Origin of the sequence: Burkholderia sp. WTPI3, assembly GCF_021483755.1 — a bacterium.
In the GTDB taxonomy this organism is placed as follows: Bacteria; Pseudomonadota; Gammaproteobacteria; order Burkholderiales; family Burkholderiaceae; genus Burkholderia.
Genome location: NZ_JAGIXF010000052.1, coordinates 18266 through 37547, shown reverse-complemented (window position 1 = coordinate 37547; position 19282 = coordinate 18266). Strand labels below are relative to the sequence as shown.

Sequence of the window (19282 nt, the reverse complement as noted above, 5' to 3'; positions counted from 1 at the left end):
CCGTTCATCCGATCCGTTCACTCGTTCACCGCCATGACCGCCTCCTCTTTCGCGCCGAACGTGCGCGCCATCGTCACCGGACACACGCGCGGCCTCGGCGCGGCGCTCGCCGAACAGTTGCTGCAGGAAGGCGTCGCCGTGCTCGGCGTGTCGCGCAGCCGTCATCCGGCGCTCGCCGCGCAGGCCGGCGACCGTTTCGCCGAAATCGAACTCGACCTGTCGGACACCTCCGCCGTCGCGACGTGGCTGGCCGGCGATACGCTGCGCCGTTTCGTCGACGGCGCATCGATCGTGCTGCTGTTCAACAACGCCGGCATCGTCGACCCGATCGGGCCGCTCGATGCGCAGGATCCGGCGCTCGTCGCGCGCGCGGTCGGCCTGAACGTCGCGGCGCCACTGATGCTGTCGGCCGCGCTCGAGCAGGCTGCGTCCGCGCCGACCGAATGCCGGATCCTCCACGTATCGAGCGGCGCCGCGCGCAACGCGTATGCGGGCTGGAGCATCTATTGCGCAACCAAGGCCGCGCTCGACCACCATGCGCGCGCGGTCGCGCTCGACGCGAACCGCGCGCTGCGGATCTGCAGCGTCGCGCCGGGCGTCGTCGACACGGGCATGCAGGCGACGATCCGTTCGACCCCGACCGACCGTTTCCCGCTGCGCGAGAAATTCGACGCGCTGAAGGCGAGCGGCGCGCTGTCGACACCCGAAGCGGCCGCGCGGCAGTTGATCGGCTATGCGTTGAGCGACGGGTTCGGCGCGGTGCCGACGGCCGACGTGCGGGAACTGCCGACGCCCTGATCCGGGATAGAATTTCGCGGTTGCCTTTCCCCAAGGATGCCCCGATGGTCACGAAGACCACCGCACCGTTCCAGCAGATCAAGACGCTCGTTCGCCAGCACGTCGATGCGGGCGACTGGCGCCCGGGGGACCGCATTCCGTCCGAACTCGATCTCGCCGCGCAATTCGGCGTCGCGCGCATGACGGTCAACCGTGCGCTGCGCGAGCTGACCGAGGAAGGCGTGCTCAAGCGCATCGCCGGCGTCGGCACCTTCGTCGCCGAAGCGAAGCCGCAGTCGAACCTGCTGATGATCGCGCACATCCGCGACGAGATCCGCGCACGCGGACACGAATATCGCTGCCGCGTGCTGAGCCAGTCGCGCGAGCCCGCGTCGTTCGACGTTGCGGCCGCGTTCGGGCTGACGGTCAATACGCCGGTCTTTCACGTGGTGTGCGTGCACGAGGAAAACGGACGGCCGATCCAGCTCGAGGACCGTTACGTGAATCCGGCCGCCGCGCCGGCATTCATCGATCAGGATTTCCAGAACGAGCCGCCGTCCGAATACCTGTTCAACAACGTGTCGCACTACGAACTGGAGATCGAACACGTCGTCGACGCGTCGATGCCGACCAGTGAACAGGCGCGGCTGCTCGACATGCGCGCCGACGAGCCGTGCCTCACGCTCACGCGCCGCACCTGGACTAACGGGCTGCCGGTCACGTTCGTGCATTTCCTGCATCCGGGCAACCGTTACCGGCTCGGCTCGCGCTTCAAGCCGGGCGCCGGACGTCACCAGACCTGAACCGCCTTTACCTGCGCCTGAAAACGACGACGCGCGTCGGCCGCTTCCTCTCGAAGCGGCCGACGCGCGCATGAAGCAGCGTGATGCGCCGCTAGCCGCCGCTCAGATCGCGCCGACCTGCCCCGCGCCGCGCGACCACACGACCGGAAACAGCGGATGCTCGAGCGGTGCGCCGTCCGGCAGTTGCTCCGCGAGCCCGGGGAACTCGGGCGAGGTCTTCCAGCGGCGCGGCGCGTGACGGATATCGTCGCCGACGAAGCGGATCGAGAACGCGCGCCGGCGATTCTGCGTGCCGCCCGACGCATGCAGTGTCAGCATCCGGAAGCACACCATGTCGCCCGGTTCGAGCGCCCAGTGGCGGATCGGGAACGCGGCACGATCGGCCTCGATGTCCGGCAGGTCCGCAAGACTGCCTTCCGGGAACCACTTCGCCTCCTTGTCCATGAACGTGCGCGGCATCAGCCACGGCCCCTGGTGCGAGCCGGCGACGAATTCCAGCGTCGATTCGAGCGGCACCGGGTCGACCGGAATCCACATGCTGACGTTGTCGTCGCCTTCGATGTTGTAGTACGGCTGGTCCTGGTGCCACGGCGTGCGCTGCCGCGTGCCCGGCTCCTTCACGAGCAGGTGGTCGTGATGCAGCCGCACGGTCTGCGTGCCCATCAGCGCGGCGGCCACCGACGGCGCGGGCGAATTCACGATGAAGTCTCGGTACGCGTCGTTGTGCTGCCAGTTGCAGAAGTCCTCGAAGAACCAGCCGGGGTCGTCGGGCCGGCTCGCGACCTTCGCGCGTTCGCTCGGCTGCGCAAGGTTCGTGTCGATGCCGGCACGCAGCGCGGCCACTTCGTCGGGCGAGAAGATGCCCTTGATGCACACTGCGCCTTCGTCGCGGAAGGCGGCGATCAGTTCGGGCGTCACGGCTTGCGCGACGCGGTCCTGGATACTCGTCATGGGTTGCCTGTCGATTGAATGAATCACGGAGTCATGGGATCACGGTGCGGAGGTCAGTTGCTGCTTCGCGCCGTAGATGTCGAAGTCGAAATATTTCGCGGCGATCTTCTGGTACGTGCCGTTCGCGCGGATCGCGACGATCGCGTCGTTCAGCCGCTTCTTCATGTCGGTGTCGCCCTTGCGCACACCCATCGCGACGCCGTAGCCGGTGATGCGCACGTCGGTCACGTCGGGGCCCGCGAACGCGTAGCCCTTGCCGCGCGGCGTCCGCAGGAACGAATAGCCGGCCTGCGTCTTGTCCTGGAAGGTCGCGTCGAGCCGGCCGTTCACCAGATCCTGATACACCTGGTCCTGGTTCTGGTACGACACGATCGTCACGCCCTTGGTCGCCCATTCGGCCTTCGCATACGCCTCCTGCGTGGTGCCCTGGTCGATCCCGACGCGCTTGCCGGCGAGCGACGCGGCGGTCGGCAGCAGCTTCGAGCCGGCCGGCGCGACGAGCGCGCCCGGCGACGCATACAGCTTGTTCGAGAAGTCGATCTGCTTGAGCCGCTCGTCAGTGGCCGTCATCGCGGACATGATCACGTCGAACTTGCGCGCGCGCAGCGCGGGAATCATCCCGTCGAAGCCCTGCTCGACCCACACGCATTTCGCATGCATCTGCTCGCAAAGCGCATTGCGCAGATCGATGTCGAAGCCGGCGAGCGAGCCGTCGGGCTGCTTCGCCTCGAACGGCGGATAGGTGGGATCGATGCCCCAGCGGATCGTCGCCGTGTCCTGCGCGAACGAGACGAGCGGCGCGAACGCCAGCGCGGATACGACGAGCTTTGCAGTGCGGTTCATGGTGTGTCCTTGTGGTCTCGACGTGGCGGGCGAGCGCCGGGCGTCCGTTGGGGAGCGTCGTGCCGGCATGCCCGGCGCGGTGATGCGAAAGACGGGGACTTCGGTAAAACTGCATTGCAGTCTAGACCGCTCAATTTTTGAGCGCAAGCGGGGAAATGGAGGGGTAGGAAATCGGGAAACCCGAGAACGAAATCAGGACGAAGAGTGGCACCAGTAATCGTGCTACGGTCATTTTTGCGGGATTTTCACTATATTTCCCCTCGTTTCCGGGCGGGATACTCGCCTGTCACAGGAGGAGTTCCCGCCGATATCCGCCAGGAGGGAGCGTGTCTGTGCAGCTCGGCCGAGCGGGGCCTTCCGCCCACGCATCCTATACCGCATCAGCGGCCGTGAGTGGCGGCCCCGCGCACCCATCGCGTCGCCGCCAACCCTACCGCCGCCACGAGAATCCGCTCGATCGGTGCATACGCGCGGCAGCGCGCATGCTGCAGCGGCGTCGCGTCCGGGGTTCGGCGAAACCGCGATTGCCGGCGACGGGCGGCCATGTTAAAAGTCGTCGCACGCATTTGAAAATGAAATGCTCGAATCCACACAAGTGCAGAAATGAATAGACCTTTGTTCGACCTCGACTTGCTGCGCGCGCTCGTGATGGTCGCCGATTGCGGCAGCTTCACGACAGCATCCGCGCGCCTGCATTCGACGCAGTCGACGGTCAGCCAGAAGGTTCGGCGGCTGGAGGAGATCGCCGGTCATCGCCTGCTCGATCGCGGCACGCGCGACGTGCGGCCCACCGACGCCGGCGTGACGATGCTCGGCTACGCGCGCCGCATGCTCGCGCTGAACGACGAGATGCTGGAAGCGCTGTCGGGCGCGACCGTCGCGCTGACGATCCGGCTCGGCGTGCCCGACGATTTCGCGGCGGGCCGCACGACGCACGTGCTCGCCGCGTTCAGGCGCGATCATCCGCAGGTGAAGCTCGAAGTGACGTGCGGGCTGAGCCGCGACATCAGCGCGGCGTACGATCGGGGCGAGCTCGATCTCGTGCTGATCAAGCAGCGCCGCGACAGCCGCGAGGCGGTGGTGCGCTGGCCGGAGAAACTGCGCTGGATCGACAGCGCGCAGCATCCGACGATCGATCTCGATCCGGTGCCGATCGTCGTGTTTCCGCCGCGCGGGCTCTATCGCGACGACATGATCAAGGCGATCGAGGAGCGCGGCCGCCGCTGGCGGATCAGCTTCACGACGTCGAGCCTGAGCGGCATCCAGGCGGCCGTCGCGGACGGGCTCGGCATCAGCGTGCTGCCCGCGCGCGTGGTGACCGACGAGCACGTGGTGCTGACCGAGAAGGACGGCTTCGCGCCGATCGAGAACATGGACATCGCGATCCTGCATCGGCCGACCGCCGATCCGATGGTCAGCGAGCTGACGAGAACGCTCGCGGCGATGCTGGAGCAAGAGCCGGATTGAGCGCGCGGCGCAGCGATGCGGGCCGGATTCGACGTGAAGGCGACGCCGCTGGAAGCGCCGCACCCGGCGACAACCTTCGTCAGAACATCGTGTTCCCGTTCGCGGCCTGCTCCGGCACCGGCTGGTTCACGTCCCAGTGCTCGACGATCTTGCCGTGCTCGAGCCGGAAGATGTCCATGATCGCGCTGCCGCGCGTGCCGGGTTCGCGCACCGCGTGCACGTGCAGGATCACGTAGTCGCCGTCGACGAACGAGCGCTCGATCTCGCTGTGCGACTGCGGGTATTTGTCGCGCAGGAACGCGACGAACTTGCGGAAGCCGTCGCGGCCGTCGGCCGCGTTCGGGTTGTGCTGCACGTAGCGATCGCCGACGTACGCGAGCGCGGCATCGGCATCCTTCTCGTTCAGGCCTTTTTCGTAGAACGCGAGCACCGTGCGGCGATTCGCCTCCTGCTGTGCGTCGTCCGCGCCGGCCGCCGCCGCATGCACGGCCGTCACCGCGAACATCGCCGCGGCCATCCATCGTGCGGCCCGTGCCGCCATCGCGCCCATCGTCCATCTGCGTCGCATCGTCGTCTCCCGGGGAATCAGGCTGAAAGCAGCCCGATCATACCGGGGCGACGCCATGCTCAGACCAGCGCGCCGTTGCGCGCGACGATCTTCCCCGACGACACGACGAGCCGCCGCGTCGGCCGCGCGACGACGGCCTCGGCGAACGTCAGTGCATCGACGAGCACGACATCCGCGCGCTTGCCGGCTTCCAGACCGTAGTCGGCGAAACCGCAACCGCGTGCCGCGCCGTGCGTCACGCAATCGAGCGCGACTTCGAGCGCGTCGTCGCGGCGGAAATCGTTGCGCATGCCGATCAGCATCGCGCGCTCGAGCATGTCGGGCGAACCGTACGGCGTCCACGTGTCGCGCACGCCGTCGTTGCCGCCGATCACGGTCACGCCGGCCGCGCGGCACGCGGCAACGGGCGGCACCGGCACCGCGGCCGGCGCGGTGGTGACGATCGCGACACCGAGCCCGGCCATCCGCGCGAGCAGCGCATCGCGCTCGCGGTCGGCGATATCGCCAAGGCAGAAGCCGTGGCTGATCGTGACCTTGCCCTTCATCCCGTGCGAGGCCGTGCGCTGCAGGATCAGGTCGAGCGAATACGCGCCCATCGAACCGCGCTCGTGCAGGTGGAGATCGAGCCCGCGGCCGTGGCGCCCGGCGATGCCGAACAGCACGTCCACCGCCTCGACCGGATCGCCTTCGATCGCGCACGGGTCGAGCCCGCCGAGCAGGTCGGCGCCCGCGTCGAGCGCGTCGGACAGCAGCGCGGCCGTGCCGGGGCGCTTGAGCACGCCCGACTGCGGAAACGCGACGATCTGGATGTCGACCTGGCCGCGCAGCGTCTCGCGCGTCGCGAGCACGCCGTGCAGATGCCGCAGCCCGGCTTCGGTGTCGACGTCGACGTGCGTTCGGATACGCGTCGTGCCGGCCGCGAGGAACGCGCGCGACAGCGCGAGCGATGCGGCGCCGGCGTCGTGGCCGCTCGTCGCGCGGTAGTTGCGCTCGTTCTCGATGCGGTCGACGAGGCGCGGCCCCACCGCATTGCGATACCACGGCATCCCCCAGTGCGTCTTGTCGAGGTGCGTGTGGCCTTCGACGAGGCCGGGCAGCGCAAGCGCCCCCGCGCCGTCCTCGATCGCGCAGCCGGCGGGCGCGTCGAGCGACGGGCCCACGCGCGCGATGCGATCGCCGTCGATCAGGATGTCTAGCGCTTCGTCGGCGTGCGTGCGGACGTTGCGGATCATCAGGTTCGTCATGTCGGTTCCGGTAAGGTCGGTCAGTGCAGGGCCGTCACGATGCGCGACCGTGACGGCGCTCAGGTCGTTATCGCGTGAAGCGCAGCCCGGGCGCGAACGGCGCGGCCGTATCGCTTTCGCCGCGGCGGAACACCCAGCGTTCGGCCGGCACGCCGGAGACGGCCGCTGCCGCATTCGGCGCGCTCACCGCGACGAAGCTCGCGTCGCACCCGACCGCGACACCGTAGTTGTCCTTGCCGATCGCACGCGCGCCAGCGTGCGTCGCCATGTCGAGCGCGATGCCGAGCGCTTCGTCGGTATGGAAGCCCGACCGGTAGCCGACCATCATCGCGCGTTGCAGCATGTCGCCGTTGCCGTACGGCCACCATGCGTCGCGGATGTTGTCGTTGCCGGCGAACACGTGCACGCCCGCGTCGCGCAGCTGCCGCACCGGCGGGAATGCGCAGTCGCCCGGCGCGTTGGTGAGGATCGACACGCCGGCATCGGCGAGCGCGGCGGCCGCACGCTCGACGTCGTCGTGGCTCACCTGGCCGAGGGCGTATGCGTGGCTCACGTTCACGCGGCCGCCGAGGCCTGCCGCGCGTGTGCGTGCCGCGATCCGCAGCAATTGCGCAATGCCGGTTTCGCCGGGTTCGTGCAGGTGGATGTCGATCTTCGCGCCGCGCTTCTCGGCAATGCCGAACACGATGTCGAGCTGGCCGTCCGCGTCGCCGTCGAGCGTCGTTGGATCGATCCCGCCGACCACGTCCGCGCCTTCGCGCACGGCTGCGTCGAGGATCTCGGCGGTGCCCGGGCACGTCACGACGCCGGCCTGCGGAAACGCGACCAGCTCGATGTCGACGATCCCGCGCCATGGTTCGCGCGCGGCCATCACGGCCTGCAGGTTCGACAGGCCCGTCGTCGCGTCGACGTCGACGTGGCTGCGCATCGCGATCGTGCCGAATGCGGCGGCCTGCCCGATCAGCGCATTGGCGCGCTCGACGATCGCCGGCGCGGCCGCAAGCTGGCGCTTCTCGACCGCAAGCCGCTCGCGCAACGAGCCGACCGGTTCGTGCGGCACCCACCGATCGCCGACGAAGCTCTTGTCGAGATGGATGTGGCCGTCGACGAAACCGGGCAGCACGACGCGCCCGCCGAGGTCGATCGTTTCCGCGCCGGGCGCGGCGGTGCAATCGGCGCCGATCCGGACGAAGCGGCCGCCGCGGACGACGAGGTTGACGGGCTGGCCGCCGGCATCGACGGCGTTGGTGAAGACACGATCGGTGGTCATGACTCGGAATGTAGGTGGGGCAGTCGCTGCGCGACGTCGACGCGGACAGGGGAAGGAACCGCGGCCGACACGGCGCGACTGTTGGCAGGGAATCCGGTCACGATATCGGACAGGGCGGCCAGTGACCAATTAAATGTCGCGATGCCGCGCATTCGATTTCACGATGTGCGGCGCGCGTGCCAGCCAGGCCTGGCGCGGGGATGGGGTGCGATCCCGCAGGCGGGTGGGCAGCCGCAGCCGCGCAGCGCGATGCGTGCCGCCGCTCACGCCGCGACGCGCGACCCGGCGGCGAGTTGCACGGCAACAGACTTTACACGTTGTTACCCGGCCACAACGGACGCGCATCCGCCCATTCCTTATACTCACGCCGAGTTCGCCACCCGTCCCGGCATTCGTCGGCGAACACGTTGCCGATGCAGGAAACACCATGATGCGCATGCCCTCCACGAAGACCGTTCTGTTCGCCTCGCTCGTCGCCGTGGCGGCGCTTCCGCTGACCGCCTGTGTCGCGCCGGGTTACTACGGCGCGCAACCCGGCTATCCGCAACAGCAATACGCGACGCCCGGCTACGCGCAGCCCGCGTATTCGCAACCGGGCTACGTGCAGCCGCAGCAGCCGGCGTATCCGAACCAGACGCCGCAGCCGTACGACCAGTACGGCAACCAGCCGCAATACGGGTCGCAGCCTTACGCGAACCAGCAGCAGTATGGCGGCCAGTACGGCAACGGCTACGGCACGCAATACGGCACGGTCTCGAACATCCTGCCGGTCAACGGCTCGGTCGGCCCGTCGGGTGTCGCGGGCACTGTCGTCGGCGCGCTGGTCGGCGGCGTGCTGGGCAACCAGTTCGGCCGCGGCCACGGCCGCGATGCAGCGACCGTGATCGGCGCGCTCGGCGGCGCAGTCGCGGGCAACCAGATCGGCCAGCAGATGGGCGCGGCGCAACCGCCGAGCAGCTATCGGATCGACGTGCAGCTCAGCGACGGCTCGACGCGCTCGTTCGACGTGCAGTCGCCGGGCGACCTGCGCCCGGGCGATCGCGTGCAGATCAACGGCAATCAGCTCTCGCGGTATTGATGCAGGCCGTGCGCGCCTGACCGGGTCGGGCGCGCTTCAACTCCCCAGCCCTCCTCGAGCCGGCGCGACGCGCGTCGAATGCGCGGCCGCCCGCAGACGCCGCGATCGCCGGTAACGTGAACACCGTCGTCGGCAACGCGCCGACGGTCAACCAGGTCACGCCGTCGTTCAACGCGGCACTGGAGGGGCTGGACGTCACGCGGAGCCGGGATGTCATGGCCCGGCCGTTCATCGAGTCCGGCACGCTGAAGCGCATCGGCGATTTTTCGTACGACACCGGACGCCGGGATTGCCTGGTGCACGCCAAGTACCGCCTGCTCGGAGCGCATGCGCGCACGTTCCGGGACTGGCTGCCGGCGGCCGTCTGATCGCGTGAGCGCGGCCGTTCGAAGCGGCGCAGCGCACAGCACCGAATCCGCTTAGCATTGACACGCCGCCAAGCACCACGCGGCAAATGCCGGCACCCGCCCACTCCCCGACAACGCCAAGCGATGATCACGATCCGCCTGCTCGACGCCGCCGATGCGGCGCAATTCCAGTCCGTCCGGCTTCGCGCGGTCGACACGTCGCCGACCTCGTTCCTGCCGACCCGCGCAGAAGAGGCCGGCGTCTCGGTCGACGAATTCGCGGTGCGCATCACCGCCACTCATGAGCGCGCCGTGTTCGGCGCATTCGACGACGCCTCGCTCGTCGGCATCACGGGCGTGCGCCGCGATGCGCGGGCGAAGGTCTCGCACAAGGCGACGATCTGGGGCGTGTTCGTCGATCCCGCGTATCGCGGGCGGGGGATCGCGCAATCGCTGCTCGACAGCGCGACCGCGCATGCGGCGCAGGCGTGGCAGTGCCGGCAACTGACGCTGTGCGTGAACGAGATCAACGGCACCGCGGAACGGCTGTACGCATCGCAAGGATTCGTCCGGTTCGGCACGGAACCGCGCTCGCTGTTCGTCGACGGCCGCTTCTACGATGAACATCACATGGTGAAGACGCTCGCGTAACGCGTTCGCAGCCAGCTTCGCGTTCGCGTGCATCGATCGGCCGCCCGCGAACGCTTGCCCCTCGTTACCTCACCGCTTGTCGGTAATCGTCGCGTTGACCGCCTGCCCGGCGATCGTCACGTTCGCCAGCGTCATCGCATTCACGTTGAACGCATAGATCGGCCCCGGCGACGTGACGGTCGCCGTGCCCGACGCGACCGGCGTACCGAAATCGCAATTGCTGATCGTCACGCCGGAGATCGGCTGCACCGTGGGCGTCGGCGGCGTGCCGTTGTAGTCGAACGCGATCGGCCCCTGCGCGACGATCGCCTGGAAGCACGACGCGGTCACGCCGTTCAGCGTCACGTTGCTCGCCGTCACGTCCGAGATCGTCACGTTCTGAACGACCGGCGGCCGCGTGCGCACCGCGTCGTTCGCGGGCTGGTAATCGCAGTCGAACGTAACGATCCCGCCCTGCGCGGCCGACGGGTTGCCGGCCGCCGGCGTAACCACGCCGAGCGGCACGCTCGCGTTGACCGGGCTGCCCGCGAGCAGCGCGCTGCCGTAGCCGCCGCCCTTGAGCGTCACGCCGTTCGGCAGCGTGACGCCCTTCACGTGGAAATCCTTCACGTAACCGCCGCGGTTCATGTTGGTCTTCACGCGAATCGCGATGTTCAGCGGGTTGGTCTGCCAGTTCGCGTTCAGCATCGACAGGTTGGTCGCATAGATCTGCTCGACGCCGCCGCCCATTTCGCTGCCGAGCGTGATGCCGCCGTGGCCGCTGTTCATCGTGCAGTTGCGGATCAGGTGCCGCTTCGCCGGGCCATACTCTGTGTCGCGGTCCTTTCCCGACTTGATCGCGATGCAGTCGTCGCCGGTGTTGAACGTGCAGCCCTCGCACAGCACGTCGGTGCATGCGTCGGGATCGAAACCGTCGTTGTTCGGGCCGATGCTGTTGGTCGTCACGCCGCGCATCACGACGTTGCGGCTCGCGGTCGGATGGTGCTGCCAGAACGGCGTGTTCTGCGTCTGGTAGCTCTCCATCAGCACGTTGGTGCAGCCGATGAATTCGACCATGCACGGCCGCAGGTAGTGGCCGAGGCCGAAGATGCGCTTCTCGACCGGCACGCCGGCCTCGGACAGCGCCGGCAGGTAGTTCTGGTCCTGCTGCCACGGCGTGACGGGCGACGTGAGCAGCGTGTAGAGCGCGTCGGGAATCGCCGGCGCGACGATCCGCAGGTCGACGTTGTTCGGGTTCGCATACGCCTGGCTCGGCACCGTCGCGCTCGCGCCGTATGCGCCCGACGACCCTTTGTAGGTCCACCAGCACACGCTGTTGCTTCCGCTGCCGGAAAACGGCGTCATCGCCTGCCCGTTGAGCACCGACGTCGGCCCTTCGCCCGTCAGCGCGATATTCGTCGCATTGCGCGCATAGACGGGCGCACCGTAGTTCAGGCAGTCGTTCGCCTGCCAGCGGCTGTAGTACAGGCGGCCGTTCGCGCCGCAGTCGACCGGGCCGTCCTTCGCGTAGTCGGCCGGGTTCGGGCTGAAGTAGATCGTGCAGTTCGCGCTCAGGTGAAAATTCACGTTGCTCTGCAGTACGATCGGCCCCGCGCAATACCAATTGCCGGGCGGCACGACCACGCGCCCGCCGCCTTCGCGGCGACATGCGTCGATGGCCGCGAGGAACGCCGGACGCGAATCGAACGCGCCGGCCGCGGTCGTCAGCTCGGACCCGGGGCTGACCGGCGATTTCGCCACCGGGTACGGCGACGTCTGCGCGACGATCGCGCATGCACGCGCGCCGTAGTGCGTGACGTCGAACTCGCGCCCGCGGAACGCGAGCCGCGACACGTGCGCGAGCGACGCCGCGATGCGCGCGGCCGCACCGTGCTCGCCCCAGACGAGGTCGACCGCCGCATTCGGCGAGCTGCCTGCCGCAAACGCGCGGGTGGCGGCGAGCGGTCCGCCGAGCACGGCGCCGCCGGCAAGCGCACCGGTCCAGCCGATGAAGGCGCGGCGCGAAACCCGCTTCGACGAGAACGATCGGACAGACGAAGACGAACGGCGGCTGGGTGCGGCCATGGGCACTCCTTCGATGATTTGGGTGTCGATACGCCGGACGGCGGATCTCAATTCATACGTCGTCGTACTACATCGAACAGTCTAGACGCGATCCGCATTCGACCAGTATTTGTCGTTTACCCTGTTTTTATCGGCCAATTTGGCTTGATGTGTGCGCCCACTCACATTTCGTTTTTCTAAAATGAGATATGTTGTCGTATCTTTATGCGCACAAACTGCACGTATGACGGATACGCGGGTCGAGTCCGAATCGACCGCACGCATGGAATATGACAAGCTCGCGGAGGCCTCACTCGTCCATTCCAACCCGTCAGAGGAGCATCAATTGCAGACCCGCCACGGAGTCGACCTCATCCGCGCCCGCGCGCTGTTCGATCGCGAGCGCCGTGCATTCACCGAAGCCATGCCGAAATCCCGCGCGTTGTCGGCGGAAGCGGCCGAGCACCTGCTCTTCGGCGTGCCGTTGCACTGGATGCAGGACTGGTCGACGCCGTTCTCGCTGGTCGTGAAGGAAGCGCGCGGCGCGACTTTCACGGACGTCGACGGTCATCGCTACGCGGACTTCTGCCTCGGCGATACCGGCGCGATGTTCGGCCACGCACCCGAGCCGGTCGCGCACGCGCTCGCCGAACAGGCGACGCGCGGCTACACGACGATGCTGCCGAGCGAGGACGCCGCGTGGGTGTCGCGCGAGCTCGCGCGCCGCTTCAAGCTGCCGGTCTGGCAGTTCGCGCTGAGCGCGAGCGACGCGAACCGCTTCGTGCTGCGCTGGGCGCGCGCGGCCACCGGCCGCGACACGATCGTCGTGTTCAACGGCTGCTATCACGGCACGGTCGACGACGTGTTCGTCGATCTCGTCGACGGCCGCCCGGTGCAGCGCGACAGCCTGCTCGGCCAATCGTACGACCTGCTCGCGAACACGCGCGTCGTCGAATTCAACGATCTGCCCGCGCTCGAAGCGGCGCTGAAGGACGGCGACGTCGCGTGCGTGCTCGCGGAACCGGCGATGACGAACATCGGCATGGTGTTGCCCGAACCGGGTTTCTGGGAAGCCGCGCGCGAACTGACGCGCCGCTACGGCACGCTCCTCGTGATCGACGAAACGCACACGATCAGCAGCGGCCCGGGCGGCTATGCGGTCGCGCATGGTCTCGAACCTGACGTGCTGGTGGTCGGCAAGCCGATCGCGGGCGGCGTGCCGTGCGCGGTATACGGCTTCAGCGCCGAATTCGCGGAGCGCGCGAAAGCGGCGAAGCTGAACGCGCCGCCCGGCCATTCCGGGATCGGCACGACGCTCACCGCGAACATGCTGGCGATGCATGCGATGCGCGCGACGCTCGCGGAAGTCGCGACCGACGCCGCGTATGCGCACATGTTCGAACTGGCCGCGCGGCTCGCCGCCGGGCTCGAACAGGCGATCGCGAAACACGGGCTGCCGTGGTGCGTGACGCGCATCGGCGCGCGCACCGAGTTCCAGTTCTCGCCCACGCCGCCGCGCAACGGCACGATCGCGGGCGCGCAACTCGACAGCGAGCTGGAGCACGTCGTGCATCTGTACCTGCTGAACCGCGGCGTGCTGATCACGCCGTTCCACAACATGATGCTCGTGTGTCCGCAGACGACGGCCGACGACGTCGACACGCTCGTCGCGCAGTTCGACGCGTGCCTGGGCGAACTCGTGTGACGTGATGCACGGCGCGTGCGGGGCGCCCGCGGCGGCGGGCAGCCCGGTGCCGCCGGGCATCCACGCGTCACCGATGCCGAAGGCCGCAACGCGCGCCGCGCCACTTCCGCGAAATAGCGCGCGCCGACCGGCAGGATCTCGTCGTTGAAATCGGACGTCGCGTCGCGCAGCGGCACGCCGGCGCGAACTCGTGCGTGTATTCGAACGTGCACGCCGCATCGGAGAAAGTCGACCATCCGCTGACGATCGTCGTGAACGTCGAGGTCAAGCGCGAGCAGATCGACCAGCTCGACGCGATGAAGCGGACCTTCGAGCGCTGCCCGCAGATCCGGCTGTGCTATCACGTGACGGGGGAATGGGATTTCGTGCCGATCCTGGCCGTGCGCAACCTGGATCGGTACAACGCGCTCACGCGCGAGCTGTTCTTCTCGAACAACAACGCGAAGTGTTTCAAGACGCTGGTGAGCATGAGCCGCGTGAAGGCCGGGCTCGAGGTGCCGGTGGACCTCGGCGAGTGATACGCGGGTCAGCGCGCGCCAGCGGCCAACGCCCCGAAGAACGCCGCGACCTTCGCCTTGCTCGTCGCCTGCAACCGCGACATGAGCCCGTGATCGACGTGCCGCAGCCCGTAGGTCTCGCCGATGTCGCGCTGCAACCGGCACCACAGATGGCTCGCGATCTCCGCGTCGACCATCGCCCGGTGGGCACGGCCCGTCTGCGGCAGGCGCAGCATGTCCGCGAGGTTCGACAGCCGGTGGCTTTGCGCATGCGGATAGATGCGTCTCGACACGAGCATCGTGCACGCGAACGCATGCTCGGCCGCCATGCCGAGCATGGCAAGCTCGGCCTGCCAGAAGCGCTTGTCGAAGCCCGCGTTGTGCGCGACGACGGGATGGCTGCCGACGAACGCGGCGGCTTCCCTCATGACCTTCGCCACCGGCGGCGCCGACGCGATCATATCGTTCGTGATCCCGGTGAGCGCGACGACGTCGGACGGAATGCGGCGGCCGGCGTTCATCAGGCTCTGGTAACGGTCGACGATCTGGCCGTCGCGCAGCAGAATCACGGCGATTTCGGTCGCCCTGTCCCCCATGTTCGGGGAAAGCCCGGTTGTTTCGAAGTCGAGTACCGCTACGGTTTGCATGGCCGAATCAGAGGAGGGACACCTGGTGCGGCACGTCGATCAGGACGCGTCGCACTGACGAGAAGGCGCCATAGTACCCCGGACGCGACCTCCAAAGTCGTGCCCGACACATCGCCGCGTTCCGGGCCCGCACGCTCGTCACGGTGAATGTGCCGATGCGCGCGCATCGGCACATTCACGCTGCCGCTACGTCATCGGCAACTGAAGCTCGCCGCCGAATTCACGTCGCCCGACCCGTTGTAGCGCGCGACCTGCGGATACGGGCACAGCGGACGCGTGCGCCCCGCGCCCCACGACGTCGGCACGTCGGCGTTCGGCACTGCGTTGGTCGTGTCGCGCGCGGTGGCGACGATCTCGGCCGGCGCCTGCCCCTGCTCGACCCACGCGACGAGCGGCGTCAGCATGTCGAACTGGTCGGTCGCGGGGCCGCCCGAACAATGGTTCATTCCCGGCACCGGATAGAAGCGCGCGAAGTCCGACGCGTCGCCGCCGTTCGCCTGCGCGAGCCGCCCGTACCAGTCGCTCGTGTCGTTGAACGAGAACACCGGGTCGCCCGTGCCGTGATAGACGAGCAGCTTCGCGCCGCGCGACTTCAGCGCGGCCAGGTTCGTCTCGTCGGGCGGCGTCATGAACGACCACGCGGATTGCGTATACACGCCGTTCGTCGCGAAGATCGACGGCGCATCGTTGTCCATGTCGAAGCCGAGCGCGAAGCCGGCGAGGTTGGCGAGCGTCGCGGCGGTCTTCGGCGGCGTCATGAACGTGAACGCCATCGCGGCCGGATCGAGCGTGACCGAATTCGACTGCTTCCACGCGGCCCAGCCGCTGCCGGCCACGCCCGGATCGTACGGAAAGCTCGCATAGAGCGCCGCGCCAGCGCTGTTGCGCGCGCCCGCGAACACGTTTTCCAGCGCGCTCTTCTGCGCGGTCGTCAGGCACGATCCGGTGCGCGCGCCGTTCACGCAGGCCGGGATGTCCGTCTCGATGCTGAAGTGCGCCTGGCACGCCGCGACGTCCTGCACCATCCCGTCCGTCGCGCCGTCGAGCGCATCGCATTTCTCGAGTATCTTCGCGCCGACGAACTGGCGCTCCGCATCGGTGAAGCCGCTGCGGATGTCCGGCAGCCCGTTGGTGCCGGTCGCCGACGCGATCTTCGCGAACTGCTGCGCGCCGTACATCTCGCCGATCGCCGCCTTCGGCAAGTGGAAGCCCGGGTCGCCCGCGATGATCCCGTCGTAGTCGCCCGGGTTGCGCGCCGCCGTGACCATCGCGTGACGGCCTCCGTTCGAGCAGCCGTCGAAATAGCTGCGGTCGGGCGCCTTTCCGTACGCGAGCCGGATCACCTGCTTGGCCATCGGCGTGAGCGCGTCGACCGCGCCGTAGCCGTAGTCGATCCGCGCCTGCGGATCGATGCCGAACAGCGGGTTCTGCGCGGCGCTGTGCCCGGAATCCGAGCTGATCACCGCGAAGCCCATGTTCAGCGCATCGGTCAGCGGCCCGCCGCCGCCGATCTCGCCGGTCGCGGTCACGACGTTGCCGTCGAGCCCGCCGTTCGCCTGGTAGAAGAAGCGGCCGTTCCATGCTTTCGGCAAGCGCATCTCGAAGCCGATCGCATAGGTGTTGCCATCCACCGCGCTCACGCGCTCGTTCATCTTCCCTTCGATCACGCAGTGCTCGGCGATCGGCTTGCCGGCCACCGTCAGCGCGCCGGCGGCCGCGGTCGTGACCGACGTGAACGACGTGTTCGCATACGACAGCTTCGCGGCGAGCGCGTCGCAGGTCTGCGTCATCGCGGCGGGCGTCGCGGCGCTCAGGTGCGTCGGCGCGGAGCTGACCGAATCGTCGCCGCCGCAACCGGCGAGCATGGCCGCCGCGGACAGCGGCGCGATACAGAGGAATGCAGATTTCCTGTTCAAGATAACTCCCGTTCGTCAGGCTGCCGATCAGAACATGTGCCGCACGCCGACCATCGCGCCGAGCTGCCCCATCCCTTCGCCGGGCGTCGTGCCGGCACCGCCGCCGCTGACCGCGTAGCGCGCGTGCGCGCTGTTCCACAGATACGACGATTGCGCGTAGACGGCCGTGCGCTTGGTCAGCAGATAGGTCGCGCGCAGCGTGGCCATCGTCGCGCGCGTGTCGTGCGCGCTGTTGACGATCCGGTAGCCTTCGCCGTCGACGACGAAATCGGGCTTCACCGCATACGACGCGCCGACGAAGAATAGGTCCGAGTGCGCGCCGGGCGCGGCCGGCGACCCGGTCGACACGCGCCGCCCGATCCAGCCCGCGCCGATGCGCGCACCGGCCGCCTGCGCATAGGCGCTCACGTGCGTGCGTGCATCCTTGCCGCCACTGCTGGTGAAGGCGACAGGCTCGACGCCGTCGAAGAAGTTCGCGGCCGCGCCGGTGCCGCCGCGCTGTTCCTCGTACGAGGCCGCCGCGCCGAAGTACGCGCTGTCGTACTTGAGCATCACCGACCAGTTGCGGCACTGGAGCGAGTCGCCCGGCACCTGCCCCGCGCACGTGCCCTGCCCCGGAGAGTTGCCGGTGCCCGCGCCGTCGCGGCCGAACGAATAGGCCGCGCCGAGCGTCACGCCGCGATACGTGCCGACGTACGTCACCGCGTTGTCCGCGCGGCCGTTCGGCACGTACGCATCGAACGAGCCGAGCCCGTAGATGTCGGGGCCGATGATGTCCGCGCCCTGCAGCGCCAGGTAGGTCATCGTGTACTGCCGCCCGAACGCGAGCGTGCCGAAGCCGCCCTTCAGCCCGACGAACGCCTGCCGCCCGAACAGCCGGCCGCCCTGCCCGAGATCGCCGCCGCGCACGTTGAAGCCGCTTTCGAGCGTGAAGACCGCCTGGTAGCCGGCGCCGAGATCCTCCGCACCGCGCAGCCCCCAGCGCGACGGCAGTTCGCCCGTCACGCCCGGCATGCGCACCACGTGGTCGCCGGCCGCGTTCGCGTGCGACACGAACTCGACGCCCGTATCGATGATCCCGTACAGCGTCACGCTCGACTGCGCGTGCGCGCCCGGCGCGGCGAGTGCGCAGCATGCGCCTGCGGCCAGCAGGCCGTTCCTTGTGTTCTTTTTCATGTCGTTGCGTCTCCAGACCTTGGTGAGTGGCGCGCTCTGACGGCGCGCATTGAAAAAAGGCGAAACGTCAGTCGCCGGCTTGCGGGCGGCGAATCAGCACCAGCGCGGCGACGGCCGCGACCAGCGTGACGGGGATGCTCGCGCCGATCACGACCGGCGCGCTGCGGCCCGCGGCCAGCAGCGTCGCGGCCGCGAGCGGCCCGACGACGGAGCCGAGCCGGCCGACCGCCACCGCCGCGCCGACGCCCGTGCCGCGCATCGCGGTCGGGTAATAGATCGCGGCGAGCGCATACAGCACCGACTGCCCGCCGACCACGAACATCCCGGCCGCGAACGCGGCCGCCGCGAGCGACGCGAAGCCGGGCGCGGCCGCCAGCGCGGCGAGCGACAGCACGATCCCGACATACATGCCGCCCACCACGCGCGACGCACGCATCCGGTCGAGCGCCGCGCCGATGCCGAGCGCACCGAGCCCCGCGCCCACGTTGAACGCGATCTGCACGAGGCCGACATGCTCGCGATCGAGGCCGCGCGCGGCCATCAGCGACGGCAGCCAGTTCAGCAGGAAGTAGAGGACGATCAGCGTGCAGAAGTAGCTGATCCACAGCGCGAGCGTCGACGTCGTGCGGCCGTCGCCGAACAGCGTGCGCGTGACGCTGGTGCGCGCGGCCTGCGTGCCGGCGATGTCGAGATACGCGCGCGATTCCGGCAGGAACCACACCAGCAGCGGCACGAGCAGCAGCGGGCCCGCGCCGCCGACGTAGAAGATGTGCCGCCATTCGGTGTCGCCGGCGAGCAGCACGCCGATCAGCGACGCGATCACGCCGCCGAACGGGATCCCGCAGTACATCGTGGCCACCGCGCTGCTGCGCGAGCGCGGCTCGACCGCCTCCGACGACAGCGCGATCAGGTTCGGCATCGCGCCGCCGAGCCCGATGCCGGTCAGCACGCGCACGACGACGAGCATCGCGAAGGTCGATACCTGCGCGGTGGCGATCGACAGCAACCCGAACAGCACGACCGACGCGATCAGCACGCGCTTGCGGCCGATCCGGTCGGCGAGCCGCCCGCCGAGCATCGCGCCCGGCAGCAGCCCGAAGGTGCCCGCGCTGAACGCGATGCCCATCTGCGATACGGTCAGCCCGAATTCATGCGCCATGCGCGGCGCGGCGACGCCGACCGACTGCAGGTCGAGCCCTTCCAGAAGGGCGATCGCGAAACACAGCGCGAGCGTGGTCGCGACCGTTGGTTTTTCGGCAACGTACGTATTCATCCTTGTCTCCAATCCCATGTCTTGTA

General features: G+C 68.5%; 18 protein-coding genes. 8 read left to right on the top strand and 10 right to left on the bottom strand.

What is annotated here, in order from left to right; translation table 11 throughout:
- Positions 1-33: 33 nt before the first annotated feature.
- Entirely contained in the window at positions 34-798 is a 765-nt protein-coding gene (locus J7024_RS24725; protein WP_175750607.1) for an SDR family oxidoreductase, read from the top strand.
- A 44-nt stretch (positions 799-842) separates the two neighbouring features.
- Positions 843-1580 carry a histidine utilization repressor gene (gene hutC, locus J7024_RS24720; protein WP_124826731.1) on the top strand — a complete coding sequence of 246 codons (738 nt, stop codon included), beginning with the start codon at positions 843-845 and terminating at the stop codon, positions 1578-1580.
- A gap of 102 nt (positions 1581-1682) precedes the next feature.
- On the opposite strand, the gene J7024_RS24715 is transcribed toward hutC, so the two are convergent.
- Positions 1683-2531 carry a phytanoyl-CoA dioxygenase family protein gene (locus J7024_RS24715; protein WP_124826732.1) on the bottom strand — a complete coding sequence of 283 codons (849 nt, stop codon included), beginning with the start codon at positions 2529-2531 and terminating at the stop codon, positions 1683-1685.
- A gap of 39 nt (positions 2532-2570) precedes the next feature.
- The gene (locus J7024_RS24710) at positions 2571-3374 is read right to left on the bottom strand and encodes an ABC transporter substrate-binding protein (protein ID WP_124826733.1); all 804 of its coding nucleotides are present in this window, start codon (positions 3372-3374) and stop codon (positions 2571-2573) included.
- Positions 3375-3977: 603 nt separating this feature from the next.
- Here J7024_RS24710 and J7024_RS24705 point away from each other — a divergent pair.
- Positions 3978-4841, top strand: coding sequence for a LysR family transcriptional regulator (locus J7024_RS24705; RefSeq protein ID WP_124826734.1), 864 nt, complete (start codon positions 3978-3980; stop codon positions 4839-4841).
- 79 nt (positions 4842-4920) lie between these two features.
- Here the strand turns inward: J7024_RS24705 and J7024_RS24700 are convergent, their stop codons facing one another.
- From J7024_RS24700 to J7024_RS24690, 3 genes are all read right to left on the bottom strand, one after another.
- Positions 4921-5409, bottom strand: coding sequence for a nuclear transport factor 2 family protein (locus J7024_RS24700; RefSeq protein ID WP_199568953.1), 489 nt, complete (start codon positions 5407-5409; stop codon positions 4921-4923).
- Between the two features lie 59 nt (positions 5410-5468).
- Positions 5469-6653 carry an amidohydrolase family protein gene (locus J7024_RS24695; RefSeq protein ID WP_234745558.1) on the bottom strand — a complete coding sequence of 395 codons (1185 nt, stop codon included), beginning with the start codon at positions 6651-6653 and terminating at the stop codon, positions 5469-5471.
- 67 nt (positions 6654-6720) lie between these two features.
- Entirely contained in the window at positions 6721-7923 is a 1203-nt protein-coding gene (locus tag J7024_RS24690) for an amidohydrolase family protein (RefSeq protein WP_124826737.1), read from the bottom strand.
- 427 nt (positions 7924-8350) lie between these two features.
- Between J7024_RS24690 and J7024_RS24685 the strand changes: the two genes are divergently transcribed.
- The 3 genes from J7024_RS24685 (at position 8351) to J7024_RS24675 (ending at position 9999) form a co-directional block, all read left to right on the top strand.
- On the top strand, positions 8351-9001 hold the full coding sequence (locus J7024_RS24685) for a glycine zipper 2TM domain-containing protein (protein ID WP_124826739.1): 651 nt from the start codon (positions 8351-8353) through the stop codon (positions 8999-9001).
- A gap of 116 nt (positions 9002-9117) precedes the next feature.
- Positions 9118-9369, top strand: a complete 252-nt coding sequence (locus J7024_RS24680) for a hypothetical protein (RefSeq protein ID WP_124826740.1) — start codon at positions 9118-9120, stop codon at positions 9367-9369.
- A gap of 123 nt (positions 9370-9492) precedes the next feature.
- Positions 9493-9999 (top strand): GNAT family N-acetyltransferase, encoded by a 507-nt coding sequence (locus tag J7024_RS24675; RefSeq protein ID WP_124826741.1) that lies wholly within the window; start codon positions 9493-9495, stop codon positions 9997-9999.
- A gap of 69 nt (positions 10000-10068) precedes the next feature.
- Here the strand turns inward: J7024_RS24675 and J7024_RS24670 are convergent, their stop codons facing one another.
- On the bottom strand, positions 10069-12063 hold the full coding sequence (locus J7024_RS24670; protein WP_124826742.1) for a glycoside hydrolase family 28 protein: 1995 nt from the start codon (positions 12061-12063) through the stop codon (positions 10069-10071).
- Positions 12064-12388: 325 nt separating this feature from the next.
- Between J7024_RS24670 and J7024_RS24665 the strand changes: the two genes are divergently transcribed.
- Together J7024_RS24665 and J7024_RS24660 are read left to right on the top strand one after the other, a co-directional pair.
- Entirely contained in the window at positions 12389-13747 is a 1359-nt protein-coding gene (locus tag J7024_RS24665; RefSeq protein ID WP_124826743.1) for an aspartate aminotransferase family protein, read from the top strand.
- Between the two features lie 113 nt (positions 13748-13860).
- Positions 13861-14265, top strand: a complete 405-nt coding sequence (locus J7024_RS24660; RefSeq protein WP_124826744.1) for an Lrp/AsnC ligand binding domain-containing protein — start codon at positions 13861-13863, stop codon at positions 14263-14265.
- An 8-nt stretch (positions 14266-14273) separates the two neighbouring features.
- Here the strand turns inward: J7024_RS24660 and J7024_RS24655 are convergent, their stop codons facing one another.
- The 4 genes from J7024_RS24655 to mhpT form a co-directional block, all read right to left on the bottom strand.
- Positions 14274-14891, bottom strand: coding sequence for a 3'-5' exonuclease (locus J7024_RS24655; protein WP_124826745.1), 618 nt, complete (start codon positions 14889-14891; stop codon positions 14274-14276).
- A gap of 191 nt (positions 14892-15082) precedes the next feature.
- On the bottom strand, positions 15083-16807 hold the full coding sequence (locus tag J7024_RS24650) for a tannase/feruloyl esterase family alpha/beta hydrolase (RefSeq protein WP_124826746.1): 1725 nt from the start codon (positions 16805-16807) through the stop codon (positions 15083-15085).
- Positions 16808-16834: 27 nt separating this feature from the next.
- On the bottom strand, positions 16835-17983 hold the full coding sequence (locus J7024_RS24645; protein WP_124826747.1) for a porin: 1149 nt from the start codon (positions 17981-17983) through the stop codon (positions 16835-16837).
- A 67-nt stretch (positions 17984-18050) separates the two neighbouring features.
- On the bottom strand, positions 18051-19256 hold the full coding sequence (gene mhpT, locus J7024_RS24640; RefSeq protein ID WP_124826748.1) for a 3-(3-hydroxy-phenyl)propionate transporter MhpT: 1206 nt from the start codon (positions 19254-19256) through the stop codon (positions 18051-18053).
- Positions 19257-19282: the final 26 nt, after the last annotated feature.

Bases quoted from the DNA above. Each gene is read 5' to 3' on its own strand.
- J7024_RS24725 (WP_175750607.1), top strand. From the start codon at position 34: ATGACCGCCTCCTCTTTCGCGCCGAACGTGCGCGCCATCGTCACCGGA.
- hutC (WP_124826731.1), top strand. From the start codon at position 843: ATGGTCACGAAGACCACCGCACCGTTCCAGCAGATCAAGACGCTCGTT.
- J7024_RS24715 (WP_124826732.1), bottom strand. From the start codon at position 2,531: ATGACGAGTATCCAGGACCGCGTCGCGCAAGCCGTGACGCCCGAACTG.
- J7024_RS24710 (WP_124826733.1), bottom strand. From the start codon at position 3,374: ATGAACCGCACTGCAAAGCTCGTCGTATCCGCGCTGGCGTTCGCGCCG.
- J7024_RS24705 (WP_124826734.1), top strand. From the start codon at position 3,978: ATGAATAGACCTTTGTTCGACCTCGACTTGCTGCGCGCGCTCGTGATG.
- J7024_RS24700 (WP_199568953.1), bottom strand. From the start codon at position 5,409: ATGCGACGCAGATGGACGATGGGCGCGATGGCGGCACGGGCCGCACGA.
- J7024_RS24695 (WP_234745558.1), bottom strand. From the start codon at position 6,653: ATGACGAACCTGATGATCCGCAACGTCCGCACGCACGCCGACGAAGCG.
- J7024_RS24690 (WP_124826737.1), bottom strand. From the start codon at position 7,923: ATGACCACCGATCGTGTCTTCACCAACGCCGTCGATGCCGGCGGCCAG.
- J7024_RS24685 (WP_124826739.1), top strand. From the start codon at position 8,351: ATGATGCGCATGCCCTCCACGAAGACCGTTCTGTTCGCCTCGCTCGTC.
- J7024_RS24675 (WP_124826741.1), top strand. From the start codon at position 9,493: ATGATCACGATCCGCCTGCTCGACGCCGCCGATGCGGCGCAATTCCAG.
- J7024_RS24670 (WP_124826742.1), bottom strand. From the start codon at position 12,063: ATGGCCGCACCCAGCCGCCGTTCGTCTTCGTCTGTCCGATCGTTCTCG.
- J7024_RS24655 (WP_124826745.1), bottom strand. From the start codon at position 14,891: ATGCAAACCGTAGCGGTACTCGACTTCGAAACAACCGGGCTTTCCCCG.
- J7024_RS24645 (WP_124826747.1), bottom strand. From the start codon at position 17,983: ATGAAAAAGAACACAAGGAACGGCCTGCTGGCCGCAGGCGCATGCTGC.
- mhpT (WP_124826748.1), bottom strand. From the start codon at position 19,256: ATGAATACGTACGTTGCCGAAAAACCAACGGTCGCGACCACGCTCGCG.